The sequence below is a fragment of the Actinoplanes sp. GCM10030250 genome (assembly GCF_042666575.1).
In the GTDB taxonomy this organism is placed as follows: domain Bacteria; phylum Actinomycetota; class Actinomycetes; order Mycobacteriales; family Micromonosporaceae; genus Actinoplanes.
The window spans coordinates 128,002-143,704 of sequence record NZ_JBHTDO010000014.1; the positions used below are offsets into that span (position 1 = coordinate 128,002).

Genomic DNA, 15,703 nt, shown 5'->3' on the forward strand with positions numbered 1-15,703 from the left:
CCAGCCGGTCAGAACCGGCCGCCGCCTCCCCGGCGGCCGCCACCGCCGCCCCCACCGCCTCCGGTGCGGCGGGACCGGGAGCCGCTGCCGCCGAACCCGCCGCCCCAGGGCCCCGAGCCGCCCGGCCCGCCGCCGGAGCGCATTCCCCCGGCGAGGATGCCGCCGAGAACCGCGCCGGCGAAGGATCCCGCGTCGAATCCGCTGCCCGGCCCGTAGTGCCTCCCGCCGCCCGACCCGTACTGTCCCGCGCCGTAGTGTCCCGCGCTGCTCCACGTGTTGACGTCGGCCTGTGCGGCGTGCCCGGCGGCTGCGGCCAGTTGCCGGGCCTGTTGGGCTTCCTGCACGGCGGTGGCCGGATCGGTGGCGGCCAGTTGCTCCGCCAGGGCGAGGTGCCGCAGCGCCTCGGACAACCCGGCCCGGGCGTCAGGACCGACAGCACCACGGCGTGTCGTGATGAAGTCGTCCGTCGCGGCGACCTCCGCGCGGGCCACCGGCAAAGTCTGTGCCAGCACCGTACGGGCGTGGCTATCCCGCTCGGCCCGACCACGAGCCGCCGCGAGGGCACCGTCGAGGGTGACGTCGGCAGCCTCCAAGCGCGCGACGATCTCCCTCGGGTCCGGCCGGGCCGCGGCCAGCCCGGCGCGCGCTTCGGTCACCGCCTGCTCCCCGCCGGCAATCGCCGCGCTGAGCCCGTCCGCGTTGGCAGCGTCGGCGGGCACGCTGCGACCGGTCGCCACCTCGGCGGTGATCTCGGTGATCAGCGCCTCAGCGGCGACGATCGCGGCGGGCAGATCGGTGGCGGCCTTCTCCACCGCCGCGACGAGCTGACCGGCCTGATCGACGGCCTGCTCGGCGGCCCGCACCGCCAGCGCCGCCTCAGCCCCAACGGTCGCCGGGCCCCGCGCCCCACCGGCCGGCTCAGCGACCGGGCCGCCATCCGCGACCGGGCCGACATCAGCGACCGGACCGACATCAGCGACCGGACCGGGCGCGTCGGCGCTGGTGACCGGGGTTCCGGCGAGGGCGGCCCGCGCCCTGGCCAGGGCGTCCCCGGCGAAGGCGAGCCGCTCGCGGGCCAGATCCACATTGCCGGCGATCGCGGTCACCGAGGTGCCGCTGTACCGGGCGAGGAGGTCCTGCGTCGTGGCGGCCGCAGCGGGCAGGGCTACCTCGACGGCGGTACGCTGCTGGTCCAGCTGATCAGCGACCTCGGCCGCGCGGCCCTCCAGATCTCGCAGTTCGTCGAACGCCTCCGACTCGGCGTCCAGGCGGGTGTCAGCGGCCTGGCACAGCTCTATGATCTTGGTGAGGGTGCCGCGCCGGGTCACCTCGTCCGGCTCCGGCACTTCCTCCAGGGTCATCCGCAGGCGAAAGGCTTCAGTCACGTCGCGGCGGGCGGAGGCAAGGGCTTCCTGAAAACGTACGGTCGCCGCAGCACCGTATTGAGCGGTGGCCAGGTCACCCTCCCGTTCGCTGGCCAGCAGGTCGTCGTCAAGCTCGATGAGCAGCGCGTTGGCCTGATTCGCCAGATCGGCCGTGCTGCGACCGGAAGCGGTGGCCGGGCTGCCCGGTCCGGCCCCGCCCGATACGACTCCATCCGGTCCAACTCCACCCGGCCCGGCTCCACCCGGCCCGGCTCCACCCGGCCCGGCTCCACCCATTCCGAACGCCGACGGTCCGGCCGATGCCGCTGCTGCACGGCGCCGCCGGCGGCGCAGGAGGGCCCAGGCCAGAGCTGCGACCAGGACAGCGCCGAGTACGAGCATTGCCAGACCGGGTCCCTGGCCGGAGCCGGTTGCGGCATCCTGGTAACCCTGTGCCGCTGCGATCACCGCACCGGACCAGTCCTGCCGGGCGAGGGCGGGCTCGATGCGGGTGCGGGCTACCTCGGTCAGCTCGGCGGTGCTGATGCGGGAGTCTTCGGGGAACGAGTAGGCGTACGCCCGATCTTTGGTCGCAACCGCGAGCAAGGCATCTCGATCGCCCAGATCGCTCAGCCGGGCGGTCTCGTCGGTCCACTGCTGCGCGGGCGTGCCGTCGAAGGAGTCGACCATGCTGACGAACAGCTGGATGCCCGTCTCCTGCTGCAGCTGCTGCAGCGCCGCGTCCACACGGGCGCGGTCGGTCAGGACCCCGCCGGCGTCGTTGACCTGGGCCGCGAGCCGTCCCGGTTCGTCGGCGTGAGCGGCCACCGGCGGCATCACCAGACCGGCGATCAGGACAACGAGCGGCACGACCATCATGCGCCAGGGGATCACAGTCACCAGTTCAACCTAGGGCGCGGCCGTGGGCTTCGCGCGCTGGAACCCACGGCCGGGCGGCCCCAGCCGTAGCCCAGCCACCTCACCACGCCCCCGAAGGGTGCCACGCCTACGGCTCACCCCGACCAGCCGTAGCCCAGCCACCCCACGGCCACCGACTGCGGCCAACGTGTGCAACCAACTGCACGCGTTACGGCCAACGTGTGCGGGCATAGCGCTGCTTGAGGGCGCCCGACTTCCGCCGACGACCCCAAGCGGGTCACGACCCGAGCAGAGCCCACCCAAGCCACGCCCGAGCCGCGCCCGAGCCGCGCCCGAGCCGCGCCCGAGCCCAGCCCAAGCCGCGCCCGAGCCGCGCCGAGCCGAGCCGAGCCGAGGTCGATCGTGAGTGCGGGTCAGGCGATGCGGGCGAGGTGGTCGAAGTGGATCTGGCCGTGCAGGGGGGCGCCGCGCAGCAGCCGGCCGATCTCGGCGGTGGCGAATTCGCCCAGCCGGCTGACCTCGCGCCCTTCGGCACCCGCCAGATGCGGCGTGACGAAGACGTTGTCCAGCTGGAACAGCGGATGGCCGTGTGGGAGCGGCTCCGGGTCGGTGACGTCGAGCAGTGCGGAGATGCGGCCGGACGCGCACTCCGCCACCAGCGCCTCGGTGTCCACGAGCGAACCCCGGGCCGTGTTGATCAGAACGGCGCCGTCCGGGAGGAGGGCCAGCCTGCGGCTGTCGATCAGGTGGCGGGTTTCGGGCAGGGCGGGGGCGTGCAGGCTGATCAGGTCGCTGCGGGCGCAGAGCGAGTCGAGGTCGGCGTGGTCCGCGCCGAGCGCGCGGGCCTGTTGGGGTGTCACGTACGGGTCGGCGAGCAGCACGGTGACGTCGAGGTCACGCAGGCGGTCCAGGACGAGGCGGCCGACCCGGGAGGCGCCGACGATACCGACGGTGGAGCCGATCAGGCCGGGGCCGCGGACGGCGGGCCAGGAGCCCTCGGGTCGTTCGGCGGCGTAGCGGCGGGCCCGGGCGAAGACCTCCTTGGCGCCCAGGACGAGGGCGGCGATGGTGAAGTCGGCGACCGGGAGGGCGTTGGCCTGTGCGGCGGAGGAAACCACGATGCCGCGTTCGAAAACCGCTCGGTCGAGGTGCAGCTTGACGGTGCCGGCGGCGTGTACGACGGCGCGCAGGCGGGGGGCGGCGGCCAGGGCGTCGACGTCGATGCGGGGTGCGCCCCATCCGCTGATCAGGATCTCGGCGGTGGCGAGCGCGGAGCGGGCGCCGGGTGAGGTGAACTCGGTCAGGGCGGCGTCCGGGTCGAGGTGGACCAGCCGGCACAGCCGGTCGAGGACCGGTGCGGGGAACGCCTGCCGGCGCGCTCGGTCGGAGAGCGCGAAGACCGCGACGGGGCGAGGGGGCACGTCGACACCTCCAAATAGATAAAACGTTTTCTAGCACAGTGTCCGAGAGATATGCAGCTCGTCCTGCGTACAGATGAAGGATGTTGATCGATGTCTTGACCGTCGATTGAAAGCGTTTTATCTTGTGACCACCTCGTTTCCGCGGGGTTAAGATCACGAAAGGTGAAGCCCGGATGGTCATGACCCGGGTCCCCCAGGGCGCCGAGACCGGACGCGAGGCGACCGAGACACCGCCGCGGCCGGGGCGCCGGGATCGCTTCCGTGCCGACCGGGTCCTCCTGCTGCTTCTGCTGCCCGGCTTGCTCTACTTCCTGGTGTTCCACTACGGAGCGCTCTTCGGCAACGTGCTGGCGTTCCAGGATTATGTGCCGTTCCTCGGCGTTCGCGGCAGCGCCTGGGTGGGTCTCGCCAATTTCGAGCGGATGGCCGCCGACCCGCTGTTCTGGAGCGCGGTCGGCAACACTCTGATCATCGCGCTGCTGCAGCTGGCGTTCTTCTTCCCGGCTCCGCTGGCGCTGGCGCTGCTGCTGCACAGCATCGTCGGCGACACCCTGCGCCGGTTCGTGCAGAGCGTGGTCTACCTGCCGCACTTCCTGTCCTGGGTGATCGTCATCGCGCTGTTCCAGCACATGCTGGGCGGCGCGGGCGTGATCAACGGATGGCTCGCCGACCTCGGCGTCGGCGGCATCTCGGTGATCGGCAACCCGGACGCCTACAAACCGCTCGTCGTGGCGCAGGTGATCTGGAAGGAGTGCGGCTGGGCCACGATCATCTTCCTGGCCGCGCTGTCGCAGGTGGACGAGCAGATGTACGAGGCGGCAGCTCTCGACGGCGCCTCCTGGTGGCGGCGGCTGTGGCACGTCACCCTGCCCGCGATCCGCCCGGTCATCATCCTGCTGCTCGTGCTGCGCCTCGGTGAGTTCCTGTCGATCGGCTTCGAGCAGTTCTTCCTGCAACGCCAGTCGGTCGGCGCCGAGGCCGGTGAGGTGCTGGAGACCTTCGTCTACTACACCGGCTTCGCCTCCGGCGACTTCGGCTACGCGGCGGCCGTCGGCCTGTTCAAGGGCGTCATCGGCGTCGCGCTGATCTACGCGGCCAACAAGGTCGCCCACCGCTTCGGGGAGCAGGGGGTCTACCGGTCATGAGGCGAGCAGGGCGTCTACCGGTCATGAGGCGAGCAGGGGGCTACCGGTCATGACCAGGCACGCGTATCCGGCCTGGCAGGGCCGGCCCACCGTGGCGGTCCGCATCGCCAAGGGCGTCGCGCTGGCGATCATCGTCGCGCTCGTCGTCTTCCCGCTCTGGGCGGTCGTGTCGACCAGCCTGGCCGACCCGCAACAGGTCATCGACAACGGCGGCTGGGTGATCTGGCCCGAACGGCTGTCGTTCGAGGCGTACGCCGAGATCCTCGACGGTGGGATCGTCACCCGGGCCCTGCTCGTCAGCGCCGGGATCACCCTGGCCGGCACTGCCCTGAGCCTGGTCTGCACCATCGGCCTCGCCTACGCGCTGAGCCGCCCCCGGCTCTACGGCGGCAAACCGATCCTGCTGCTGGTGCTGTTCACCTTCCTGTTCCCGCCCGGCATGGTTCCGCTGTTCCTGGTCGTGCAGGAGACCGGCCTGTTCGACTCGTACGCGGCGCTGATCCTGCCGTTCCTGGTCAACGTGTTCAACCTGGTCGTGATGCGCGGCTTCTTCCAGTCCATCCCGGACGAGCTGCTCGAGGCGGCCCGCCTGGACGGCGCCGGTGAGTTCGCCATGCTGCGCCGCATCGTGCTGCCGCTGTCCAAGGCGGTGATCGCCGTCGTCGGCCTCTTCTACGCCGTCGCCTACTGGAACCGCTTCTTCGAGGCGATCATCTACTTCAACGATCAGACGAAGTGGCCGATCGGCACCGTCCTGCGCCAGTACGTCACCGGCGGAGCCGCACTCGCCGAAGCCGGCGAGGCGGACGTCTCCTCACCGCAGTCCATCCAGATGGCAGTCGTCGTCCTGGCGACCCTGCCGATCGTCTGCGTCTATCCGTTCCTGCAGCGCTACTTCGTCAAGGGCGTCCTGACCGGAGCCCTCAAGTCATGAAAGGCTCACCATGAAGCGCCGCTCCCTGATCGCCGCGGCAGGCGCCATCGCCGCGGCTCCCGCCCTCGCCTCATGCAACGGTGGCGGTTCCAGCCGCGGGAACGTGGGCAACGCCGGCAAGGACCTCGTCCCCTGGCCCACCTACGTTCCGTTCACCGGCCCGGCACCGGACGCCCCCGGTGACGACGCCGTCGGCATCCAGCCGCTCTATCTGAACTATCCGGCGCAGCTGGCGCAGGCGGTCGCCGAGGCACCCGGTGACGGCTCCGAGGTCACCGCGATGGTCGTCACCTACGAGGCGCCGCCGAAGCCGCTCGAGCAGAACAGTTACTGGCAGGCGATCAGCAAGGCCCTCAACATCAAGCTGAACCTGGTCGTGGTGCCCGACCCCGAGTACGCCCAGAAGATGACCACCCTGATGGCCGGCAGCGGCGACCTGCCGGACATCGTCATGTTCACCAACCTCAACCTGCCGCGGCGCGCCGAGTTCATCCAGCGCGTCTGCGCCGACATCTCGGACCTGGTGGGCGGGGACGCGGTCAAGGCGTACCCGAACCTGGCGAACATCCCCGCCTACGCCTGGCAGGGGATGGGCCGCATCGGCGGCCGGATCCACGGCGTGCCGCTGGAGCGGCCGATGCCGGCAAACAGCATGTTCGTCAACCGGAGCCGGCTCGACGAGGTCAAGGCCCCGCTCGACTGGAACCACGACCAGTACATGTCCGCGATGCGCGACCTCACGTCCGGGCGCCGCTGGGGCACCAGCTGGTACAAGACCCTGTTCGGCGGTCTGAGCGGCATCACCTTCCACGCCGGGACGGCGGGCGCGCCGAACGGCTGGGCGGTCCGGGACGGCGCTTTCGTGCACACCGCCACGACGCCGCAGTTCGAGCAGGCGCTCGGCGTGATGCGCGAGCTCACCTCCGCGGCGGTGCACTACCCGGACAGCCTGACCGCCAGCTCCACCGACATGCAGAACAACTTCTACAACCAGACGGTCGCCAGCCTGCCCAACGGCTTCGGCTTCCTGGCCCTGCCCAACCTGCTCAAAATCAACAACCGGTTCACGCTGGGGCTGGCCCGCCCCTACTCGCCGCAGGCCACGGCCTGGCGCGGCACCGGCAACTTCGGCTTCGCCACCTTCAAGAAGGCGGATCCGGAGCGGATCAAGATGCTGCTGCGGATCTGCGACTACCTCAGCGCCCCGTTCGGCACCAGGGAGTACGAGCTGGTCAACTACGGCGTCGAGGGCAAGCACTTCACCAAGGAGAACGGGGTCGTCACGACCACGGAGCTGTTCAAGACCGAGAACAGCGCCACCGTCCCGGTCCGCTACATCGGCACCGCACCGACAGTGCTGCACCTGCCCGGGTTCCCGGACGTGGCCAGGGCCGCCTACGACTGGGAGAAGGCGGTGATGCCGCGCAGCGTCGCCAACCCGCAGCTCGGCCTGCAGTCGGCCACCCAGTCGGCCAAGGGCAGCCGGTTGGAGCAGATCCTCGGCGACGGCATCGCCGCGATCACTTTCGGCCGCCAGCCGGTCTCCTCCTGGAAGGACACGGTCGCACAGTGGCGGTCGGCCGGCGGGGACGAGCTCGCCGTGGAACTCGCCAAGGAGTATCAGGCGGCCTCCTGACCGGTCAGCGCCCGCGGATCGCGGGACGGACCGAGTCGCGCACCACGATGTGGGTGCCGAGCATGACGTGTTCGGCGTCGGCCGTACCGCTGCCCCGCTCGAGAACGAGGCGGGCGGCGGTGCGGCCGAGCTCCTCGTGCGGAACGTGCACGGTGGTCAGGCCGATGTCCTCGGCCGGGGGCAGGTCGTCGTACCCGATCAGAGAGATGTCCTCGGGTACTCGCAGGCCCTTCTCCCGCAGCGCCTTGAGCGCGCCGGCGGCGACCAGGTCGTTGGCGGCGAAGACCGCGGTGAAGTCGGGCGGGCCGTCCCGCAGGCGCCGCTTCATCAGGCGGTAGCCCTCGGCGCGTTCCAGGGTGCCCTCGACCTCCAGGCCGGGGTCGTGGGCGACACCGAACGCGCCGAGCGCCTCGCGATAGCCGGCGATGCGCCCTTCCGACGTCGTGTATCCGGTGCGATGGGCCAGGTAGAGGATCCGCTCGTGCCCGTGCGACAGCAGGTGGCTGGTGGCCGCCCGGGCGCCGCCGATGTTGTCGAACTCGACACCGACAGCGGGAACGTCCGGGCCCAGCGGCGGCCGGCCGCAGAGGACGAGCTGCGATCCGGCGGCGGCGAGGGCGTGGGCGTACTCCGTCATCCGCGCCTTGTACTCCTCGTCGTCGACGACGTTGCCGACCAGGATCACCGCGTCGGCGCCCTCCTCGCGCATCAGCCGCACGGTGGCCAGTTCGCGGGCCGCGTCGCCGCCGGTGGTGCCGATCAGGCAGAGCCGGTCGTGGCGGGCGGCCTCGGCCTGCACACCCTGGGCGACGTGTGCGTAGTACGGCGAGATCACCGAGTTGAGCACTATCGCGATGGTCTTGCTGGTGGCACCGGACAGCGCCCGGGCGTGCGGGTTGGCCACGTAGTCCAGGTCGCGGACGGCCTTCAGCACCCGGCTGCGGGTGGCGGGCGCGGGCGGATAGGTGCCGCCCAGCACCCGCGAGACGGTGGCGATCGACACTCCGGCCCGGGCGGCGACATCACGGATGGTGACCCGGCGCGGCACGGACTCGGGGCCGCTGGCCTGAGGCATGGGTTTCTCCTTCAAAGGGTCCCGATCGCGGAAAGTTTAACCGGTTACAGTCAGCGTCTCTCCACCCGCGAGCCGGATGCCGACACCGCTCCGGCCGCACCGGGTGACCACCGGCGGCGGGCCGCCCGTGCCCTGCCCCAGCCGGACCAGGCTCACATAGCGGCAGGTCCCGCCCGGATGACGGGCCATCAGGTACGGCACCGCGGAGTACGGCCCGAACGGGTCCGCACCGTGCCGGTCGACGGTGTCCGCGCCGGTGAACCCGGCCAGTCCGGTGATCGCGCTGCGCATACCGCCGGAGCGCCACACGGCAGCCGAGCCGCCGGTCACCTCGCGCTCGGGCGGACTGCTGTCCGCGAGGGCGTACCCGCCGTCCCGCACCAGGTGCCCGGACGGCGCGGTGACCTCGTGAACCCTCAGCTCGTAGGCGCCGTCGACGACCGAGGTGGTGGTCACCCGAACCGCGCCGTCGCGGTACCGCGAGGTCGCCACGCGCCCGGTGACGTCGATCGGCTCGATCTGGCGCCGCATCGAGACGGCACCGTCCGGTGCCACCACCGCGAGGTGCCCGTCGACCGGGCCGGCGATCGAGCCGCTGTCGAGCTGCGGCGCGGTGTGCGAGCTGTACGCCAGCCGGACGTAGTGCGGGTCCGGCGGGCCGTCCGGCGGTGTCTTGGCGGCCCGGTCGCTGCCGTGGTTGAGCAGGCGCACCACCCCGTCGGACCGGGTTCCGTGCAGCAGCCATCCCGGCCCCGGCAGGCTCACGGTGACGTCCCGGTCCTCGATCTCCGCCGGTTCCTCACGCTCGGTCCATACCGGATGATCCGCAGGCAGCAGCAGACCCAGAAAACCCTTGGAAGCCCAATAGGGCGAGGCAGGGCCGGAGTACGCCTGGATCATGGCGGGAAACGGATGGTGCCAGCCGAGTGTGAGCAGACCCCGCTCGTCCGGCGCGCCGTGCTCCACGAAGTGCCGCAGTACGCCGGAGGCGATCCGGCGGGTCCGCCCGGGTGCCAGGGTCGTCCCGCCGGTCAGCGCGCCGAGCCAGAGCGGCGCCACCGTGGCGAATCGATAGGTGAGCGACCGCCCCTGGAACACCGGACTGCCGTCGGTGGCGAAGAAGTGCTGGTAGCCGTCGAGAAACGCGGCGAGCCTGCTCGCGTAGAGGGCACCGCGGGCGGTGTCGCCGGACATCCGGGCCCAGAGGATCGGATACAGGTGCAGGGCCCAGCCGCAGTAGTTGTCGAAGTTACGCCCGGGCCCGTCGGTGTACCAGCCGTCGCCGGTGTGCCAGCGCTCGACGCGGTCCAGCCCGCCGGTGATCTCGCCCGGCTCGTACGGCCCACCGGCCGAGGCGAGGAACTGCTCGACGATCACCTGGAACAGCACCCAGTTGCTGTCCGGTGTGCGCCGGCCGACGAAGCCGGCCAGCCAGGCGACGACCCGTTCCTGCTCGGCGGGCCGCAGCCGGTCGTAGAGCCAGGGCCGGGTCTCGTGCAGGGCGATCGCGATACTCGCGGCCTCCACCAGGGGCTGGGCCATATCGGTCAGCGGCGGCCAGGCGTACGGGTGGGTGGGGTCGGTGCCGGCGATCAGGCCGGCGGCGTACCGGTCGAGCAGTCCACCCGGTGCCGCGCCGCCCGCCCCGGCCACCCGGAAGGCCGCGAGCAGGAAGGTACGGGCGAAACCCTCCAGCCCGTCGCTGGTCACCCCGTTGCGGCTGGGCGGCCCGGGCAGCCGGTACTGGGCGAAGCCGCCGGTGGCATACGGCACCACCGAGGCCAGCAGATGATCGGCGACGGCCTCCCAGTGCGCGCGGGTCCAGCCGGTCAGCGGCGAGCGATCACGGTCCTCGGCGGGCAGGTCCGGCGTCATCGTTGAACCGCTCTCCTCGGTCTTGACAGGCATCGATGTCTCATGTTGCGATCCAGATCTTAAAACGTTTTACAGATGGAATCCACCGCCCCGATGGGAACCGTCATGACCCCACTGTCACGCCGCACCCTGCTGCGCGGCGCCGCCGCCGCCGGCACCGCGAGCTACGTCCTCCAGTCCTCCCCCGCCCGCTCGGCACCTGCCACGGGCACCAAGCTCACCTGGCTGGAGGGCGGCACCCCACCGGCCCTGGCCGCCGGCACCACCTTCGGCGTCGCCTGGCCGCGCGGCACCTTCGGCAAGGATCAGACGTTCGCCCTGGCCACCGCGGACGGCGCCCAGGTGCCGGTGCAGACCTGGGCCACCGGCTTCTGGCCGGACGGCACCCTGAAATGGACGGCACACGCCGTCGGCGCGGAGGTGCCGCCGGCCGCGGAATACCGCCTCGCCCCCGGCACCGCCGCCGCACCGGCCGTTCCGGTGCGGGTCACCGAACGGCGCGACCGCGTCGAGGTGGACACCGGGGTCATCCGCTGCGTGCTCCCCCGCCGCGGCAGCGAGCTGATCTCGCTGATCAGCCGCGCCGGCAGCGACGTGGCCCGCAGCGCCGAGCTGGTCTGCCTGCGCAGCGACGCACCGCACGACGACGAGACCGGCACCGTGTCACGATCCCGGTTCACCAGCGCCGTCGAGAAGGTGACCGTCGAGCAGTCCGGGCCGGTCCGCGCGGTCGTCCGCGTCGAGGGCAGCCACCGCGACCGGCGGCGGCACTGGCTGCCGTTCAGCATCCGCCTCTACTTCTACGCCGGCAGCGACGGCATTCGCGCGGTGCACTCGTTCGTCTTCGACGGCGACGAGAAGAAGGACTTCATCGCGGGTCTCGGCCTGCGGTTCCGGGTCGCGCTCAGCGGCGAGCCGCACGACCGGCACGTTCGCTTCGCCGGCACGGACGACGGCATTCTCGGCGAGGCGGTGCGAGGCATCACCGGCTTGCGCCGAGATCCAGGGGCGGGCGTACGGTCAGCGCAGATCGCCGGTGACGCCACTCCTCCGACGGCAACCTGGGACACCCGGGTCACCAGCCGCCTCCAGTACGTACCGGCCTTCGGCGACTACACGCTCACCCAGCTCAGCGCCGACGGCTTCCGGATCAGCAAGCGCACCAAGCCCGGCCACGGCTGGATCCCGGTCGACAGCGGCACCCGGGCCGGAGGCCTCGGCTACGTCGGCGGCCCCGACCTCGGATGCGCCTTCGGGATGCGCAACTTCTGGCAGCTGTACCCGGCCCAGCTCGACATCCGCGGCGCCGACGGGGCGCAGGCCGAGGTGACCGTGTGGTGGTGGTCCCCGCAGGCACCGCCGATGGACCTGCGGTTCTACCACGACGGCATGGGCCAGGACACCTATCCCGAGCAGCTCGAGGGCCTGGAGATAACGTACGAGGACTACGAACCCGGCTTCGGATCGCCCTACGGCGTCGCCCGCACCACCGAGCTGATGATCTGGGCCCTGGACGGCACCCCGCCCGCACAGCGGCTGGCCGAGCTGACCGGCGCCGTACGCCATCCGCCCCTGCTCGTCGCCCCACCCGCCCACCTGCACGCCGCCGGCGTCTTCGGCGACTGGAGCCCGGCCGACCGCTCGACGCCCGCCCGCGCCGAGATCGAGGACCGGCTCGACACGATCTTCGACCACCACCGCGATCAGGTCGACCAGCGCTCCTGGTACGGGTTCTGGGACTACGGCGACGTCATGCACAGCTACGACGCCGACCGGCACGTCTGGCGGTACGACGTCGGCGGTTACGCCTGGGACAACTCGGAACTCTCCACCGACCTGTGGCTCTGGTACCACTACCTGCGCACCGGGCGGGCCGACGCGTTCCGTTTCGCCGAGGCGATGACCCGGCACACCGGCGAGGTCGACGTCTACCACCTCGGCAAGTACCGCGACCTCGGCACCCGGCACGGTGTCCAGCACTGGGCCGACAGCGCCAAACAGACCCGGATCAGCAACGCCGGGTACAAACGCTTCTACTACTTCCTCACCGCCGACGAACGCGTCGGCGACCTGCTCCACGACCTGGTCGACGCCGACCGCACGTTCCTCGTCCTGGACCCCACCCGCAAGATCCGCACCGAGCCGTACACCCCCGATCCGCACGCCCTGAGCGTGGGCACCGGCACCGACTGGGGCTCTCTCGCCCTGGCCTGGCTCACCGAGTGGGAACGTGGCGGCGATCCCGTCGCGAAACAGAAGCTGCTGGAGAGCGCGCGCACCCTCGCCGCCATGCCCAACGGCTTCATCCAGGGCAGCGGCCTCTACGACCTGGACACCGGCCGGTTCGCCCCGGCCGAGCCGAAGGTCAGCGTCGGCTCGCTCGGCGCGGTGTTCGGGCTGGTGGAGCTGTGCAGCGAGCTCATCGGCCTGACCGGCGACCCCGCCTTCACCGACGCCTGGCTCCAGTACTGCCGGCTCTACAACGGCACCGCCGACGAACAGCGCGCCGAGACCGGAGTCGCGTTCGGCACCCAGAACCTGCGGCAGGCGCATGCCCGGCTCACCGCGTACGCGGCGGCCAAGCTCGGCGACCCGGCCCTGGCCGCCCGGGCGTGGCAGGAGTTCTACACCGGGCACGCGGGATACCCCCGCAACCAGAACTGGGGCAGCACCCGGATCCAGGGCCCCGCCGTGCTCAAGCCGGTCGACGAGGCAGTGTTCTCCACCAACGCGAGTGCCCAGTACGGCCTCGCCGCCATCCAGTGCCTGGCCCTGATCGGCGATCAGCTTCCCGGCTGAGGAGCTGCCGGTGGTGCCGCCCTCGGCCCGGGCGGCGGCACCACCGGTTCTGCCTCAGCGAACCACGGTGACCGTGCACTTCGCGTAGGCGGACACGTGCTGGCTGACCGATCCGAGAACGAGCCCGGCGAACCCGCCGTGACCCCGCTGCCCGACCACCAGCAGATCGGCGCCCGCCGACTCCTCGATCAGGATCTTCGCGGGGCTGCCCTGCTTGACCAGCGGCCGCACCACCACCGGCGGCTCGTCGCCGAGCTCTTCCTTGATGACCTGGAGCAGGTCGTCGGCGGTGCGCTGACTGGGGTCCGGCACGTACCGCTCGGACACGCTGACGCTGCCGACCGGAGGCAACAGCGTGTGCTCCCAGACGTTCACCACGACCAGATCCGCGGCGTGCTCAGCCGCCTCGGCGGCGGCCCAGGTCAGCGCTTTGCGACTCCCGGGTGATCCGTCGACGCCGACCACGATGGTCTGCCAGTCACTCATCGTCGTCCCTCTCTTGGAAGCCGATGTCCGATGACTCCCACAGTGGTCGAGACCCTGCAAGGTCACCATCCCCGCGGATTCGCGGACATCAGCGTTTGTCATCGCTATCTGTTGCGGGGTGGTTACAACAGGCTTAGCTTCGCATCGATGGCCAGGCAATGACCGCGTCGGCCGAAGGGGGTCAGATGACCACCACCACCACAACCGCCGGGACCGTCTCACCGGACGCCGGGCAGGTCGAGCGCAAGCCGCTGATGACGGGCCCCGCCCTGCTGATGATGAACCTCGGCTTCTTCGGGGTGCAGTTCAGCTTCGGCCTCACCCAGTCCGCGGTGAACCCGCTCTTCCTGCTGATCGGCGCGTCACCCGATCAGCTCCCGATCCTGAACCTCGCCGGTCCGGTCACCGGGCTGATCATCCAGCCGCTGATCGGTGCGATAAGCGACCGCACCTGGCATCCACGCTGGGGCCGGCGCCGCCCGTTCATCACGGCCGGCGCGCTGCTCTGCGCGGTGATCCTCTTCCTGTTCCCGTTCGTCGGGGTCCTGTGGCTGGCCGTGATCTGCTTCTGGCTGCTCGACGCCGGCAACAACACCTCGATGGAGCCGTACCGGGCGTTCATCTCCGACCGGCTGCCGAAATCCCAGCTGGCCCGCGGCTTCCTGACCCAGAGCATGTTCACCGGGGCCGGCGCGGTGCTGGCGAACCTGTCGCTGTTCATCCTGGAGAAGGTCTCGCCGCTGCAGAACACCGCCGGCAACGGTGTGCCGTACTGGATGTACGTGTGCTTCATGATCGGCACCGTGTGCATCCTGCTCACCGTTCTGACCGCGATGGCTCGTACGAAGGAACTGACGCCCTCGGACGAGGACCTCGCGGAGATGCGCGCCGCGCCCAAGGGTCTCCACCACGCCGTTCGCGAGATCGCGGACGCCGTCCGCGTCATGCCTGTCGCCATGCACAAGATCGGCGTGGTGTTCCTCTTCCAGTGGTACGCGATGTTCATCTACTGGCAGTTCGTGGCGGTCAGCCTCGGTGAGACGGTCTTCAACACCTCCCCCGAGGAGGGCGGCCCGGCCTGGGAGGAGGCCATCGGCTGGAGCGGCCTGGAGAACGCCACCTACAACTTCGTCACGATGGTCTCCGCGCTCTTCCTGGTCGGCTTCGCCCGGCGGATCGGCGCCAAGCGGGTGCACGCTGTCGCCCTCGGCCTGGCCGCGCTGTCGCTGGTCTGGCTGGCTCGCATCGACAACCAGTACGTCGCGTTGCTCCCGATGATCGGCCTCGGCATCTTCTGGGCCAGTGCGGTGGGCATCCCGTACCTGATGGTCGCCAGCATGGTCCCGGCCAAGCGCACCGGCGTCTACATGGGCATCCTGAACATGATGATCGTGGTGCCGATGCTGATCCAGACACTCACGTTCGGCTGGATCTTCGAGCATCTGCTCGGCGGCAAGGGCAGCAACGCGATCCTGCTCGCCGGGGTCCTGCTGGGCATCGGAGCGATCGCGATGCTGTGGGTCGATCCGCCCGACGAGGCGGACGAGTCGCCGATCGTTCCGCTCGGCAGCAGGCGCAGCATCACCGTCTACGACCGGGTCGTGGTCGGCTCGGACGGCACGCCCACCAGCCTGTACGCGGTGGATCGCGCCGCGGAGGTGGCGCAGGCCGCCCAGGCCCGGCTGGTCGTGGTGACCGCCTATCGCGAGGGTGGCGAGCCCGCCCCACCGGCCTCCGCGTCCGGGGTGCGCCGTGACCTCTACGGCGTCGAGGCCGCCCGGCAGGCCCTGGAGAACTCGGTCACCGGCCTGACCAAGGAGCGGGCACGCTACATCGACCAGCGGCTGGTCGCCGGCGACCCGGCGCAGGCGCTGCTCGACGCGGTCGGGTCGAACCCGGCGAACCTCATCGTCGTCGGTAACCGGGGACTCGGCGCCGCCCAGGGACAACAGCTGGGATCGGTGCCCGCCGGGGTGGTGAAGAACGCCGTCTGCGACGTGCTCGTGGTGCAGACCACCGCGCTGGACGAGGAGCGCGTGCTGGCCGGGGAGACCGTCGAGGAGGCCGAGCCGCCACCTCCGTGACGGCC

At 70.9% G+C, this 15,703-nt stretch carries 10 protein-coding genes; 5 read left to right on the forward strand and 5 right to left on the reverse strand.

Annotated features, from left to right (window positions below; all coding sequences use genetic code 11):
• Positions 1-8 precede the first annotated feature (8 nt).
• Entirely contained in the window at positions 9-2,264 is a 2,256-nt protein-coding gene (locus ACFQV6_RS19775; RefSeq protein ID WP_378028987.1) for a TPM domain-containing protein, read from the reverse strand.
• Between the two features lie 392 nt (positions 2,265-2,656).
• A complete protein-coding gene (locus tag ACFQV6_RS19780; protein ID WP_378028988.1) occupies positions 2,657-3,664 on the reverse strand; it encodes a hydroxyacid dehydrogenase in 1,008 nt (335 codons plus the stop codon).
• 173 nt (positions 3,665-3,837) lie between these two features.
• Here ACFQV6_RS19780 and ACFQV6_RS19785 point away from each other — a divergent pair, with 173 nt between their 5' ends.
• Genes ACFQV6_RS19785 through ACFQV6_RS19795 form a run of 3 tightly spaced genes read left to right on the forward strand, consistent with a single transcriptional unit; the run spans position 3,838 to position 7,379 of the window.
• The gene (locus ACFQV6_RS19785) at positions 3,838-4,809 is read left to right on the forward strand and encodes an ABC transporter permease (protein WP_378028989.1); all 972 of its coding nucleotides are present in this window, start codon (positions 3,838-3,840) and stop codon (positions 4,807-4,809) included.
• Between the two features lie 49 nt (positions 4,810-4,858).
• Complete coding sequence (locus ACFQV6_RS19790) at positions 4,859-5,743, forward strand: carbohydrate ABC transporter permease (RefSeq protein WP_378028990.1); 885 nt, start codon at positions 4,859-4,861, stop codon at positions 5,741-5,743.
• Between the two features lie 10 nt (positions 5,744-5,753).
• Positions 5,754-7,379, forward strand: a complete 1,626-nt coding sequence (locus tag ACFQV6_RS19795) for an extracellular solute-binding protein (protein ID WP_378028991.1) — start codon at positions 5,754-5,756, stop codon at positions 7,377-7,379.
• 4 nt (positions 7,380-7,383) lie between these two features.
• Here ACFQV6_RS19795 and ACFQV6_RS19800 read toward each other — a convergent pair whose 3' ends face one another.
• The gene (locus ACFQV6_RS19800) at positions 7,384-8,454 is read right to left on the reverse strand and encodes a LacI family DNA-binding transcriptional regulator (RefSeq protein WP_378028992.1); all 1,071 of its coding nucleotides are present in this window, start codon (positions 8,452-8,454) and stop codon (positions 7,384-7,386) included.
• 36 nt (positions 8,455-8,490) lie between these two features.
• Positions 8,491-10,362: a DUF2264 domain-containing protein gene (locus tag ACFQV6_RS19805; RefSeq protein ID WP_378028993.1), complete on the reverse strand. Its 1,872-nt coding sequence runs from the start codon at positions 10,360-10,362 to the stop codon at positions 8,491-8,493.
• Positions 10,363-10,434: 72 nt separating this feature from the next.
• Between ACFQV6_RS19805 and ACFQV6_RS19810 the strand changes: the two genes are divergently transcribed.
• Positions 10,435-13,128: a hypothetical protein gene (locus ACFQV6_RS19810; RefSeq protein WP_378028994.1), complete on the forward strand. Its 2,694-nt coding sequence runs from the start codon at positions 10,435-10,437 to the stop codon at positions 13,126-13,128.
• A gap of 54 nt (positions 13,129-13,182) precedes the next feature.
• On the opposite strand, the gene ACFQV6_RS19815 is transcribed toward ACFQV6_RS19810, so the two are convergent.
• On the reverse strand, positions 13,183-13,614 hold the full coding sequence (locus ACFQV6_RS19815; protein WP_378028995.1) for a universal stress protein: 432 nt from the start codon (positions 13,612-13,614) through the stop codon (positions 13,183-13,185).
• A 185-nt stretch (positions 13,615-13,799) separates the two neighbouring features.
• Here ACFQV6_RS19815 and ACFQV6_RS19820 point away from each other — a divergent pair, with 185 nt between their 5' ends.
• A complete protein-coding gene (locus ACFQV6_RS19820; RefSeq protein ID WP_378028996.1) occupies positions 13,800-15,698 on the forward strand; it encodes an MFS transporter in 1,899 nt (632 codons plus the stop codon).
• Positions 15,699-15,703: the final 5 nt, after the last annotated feature.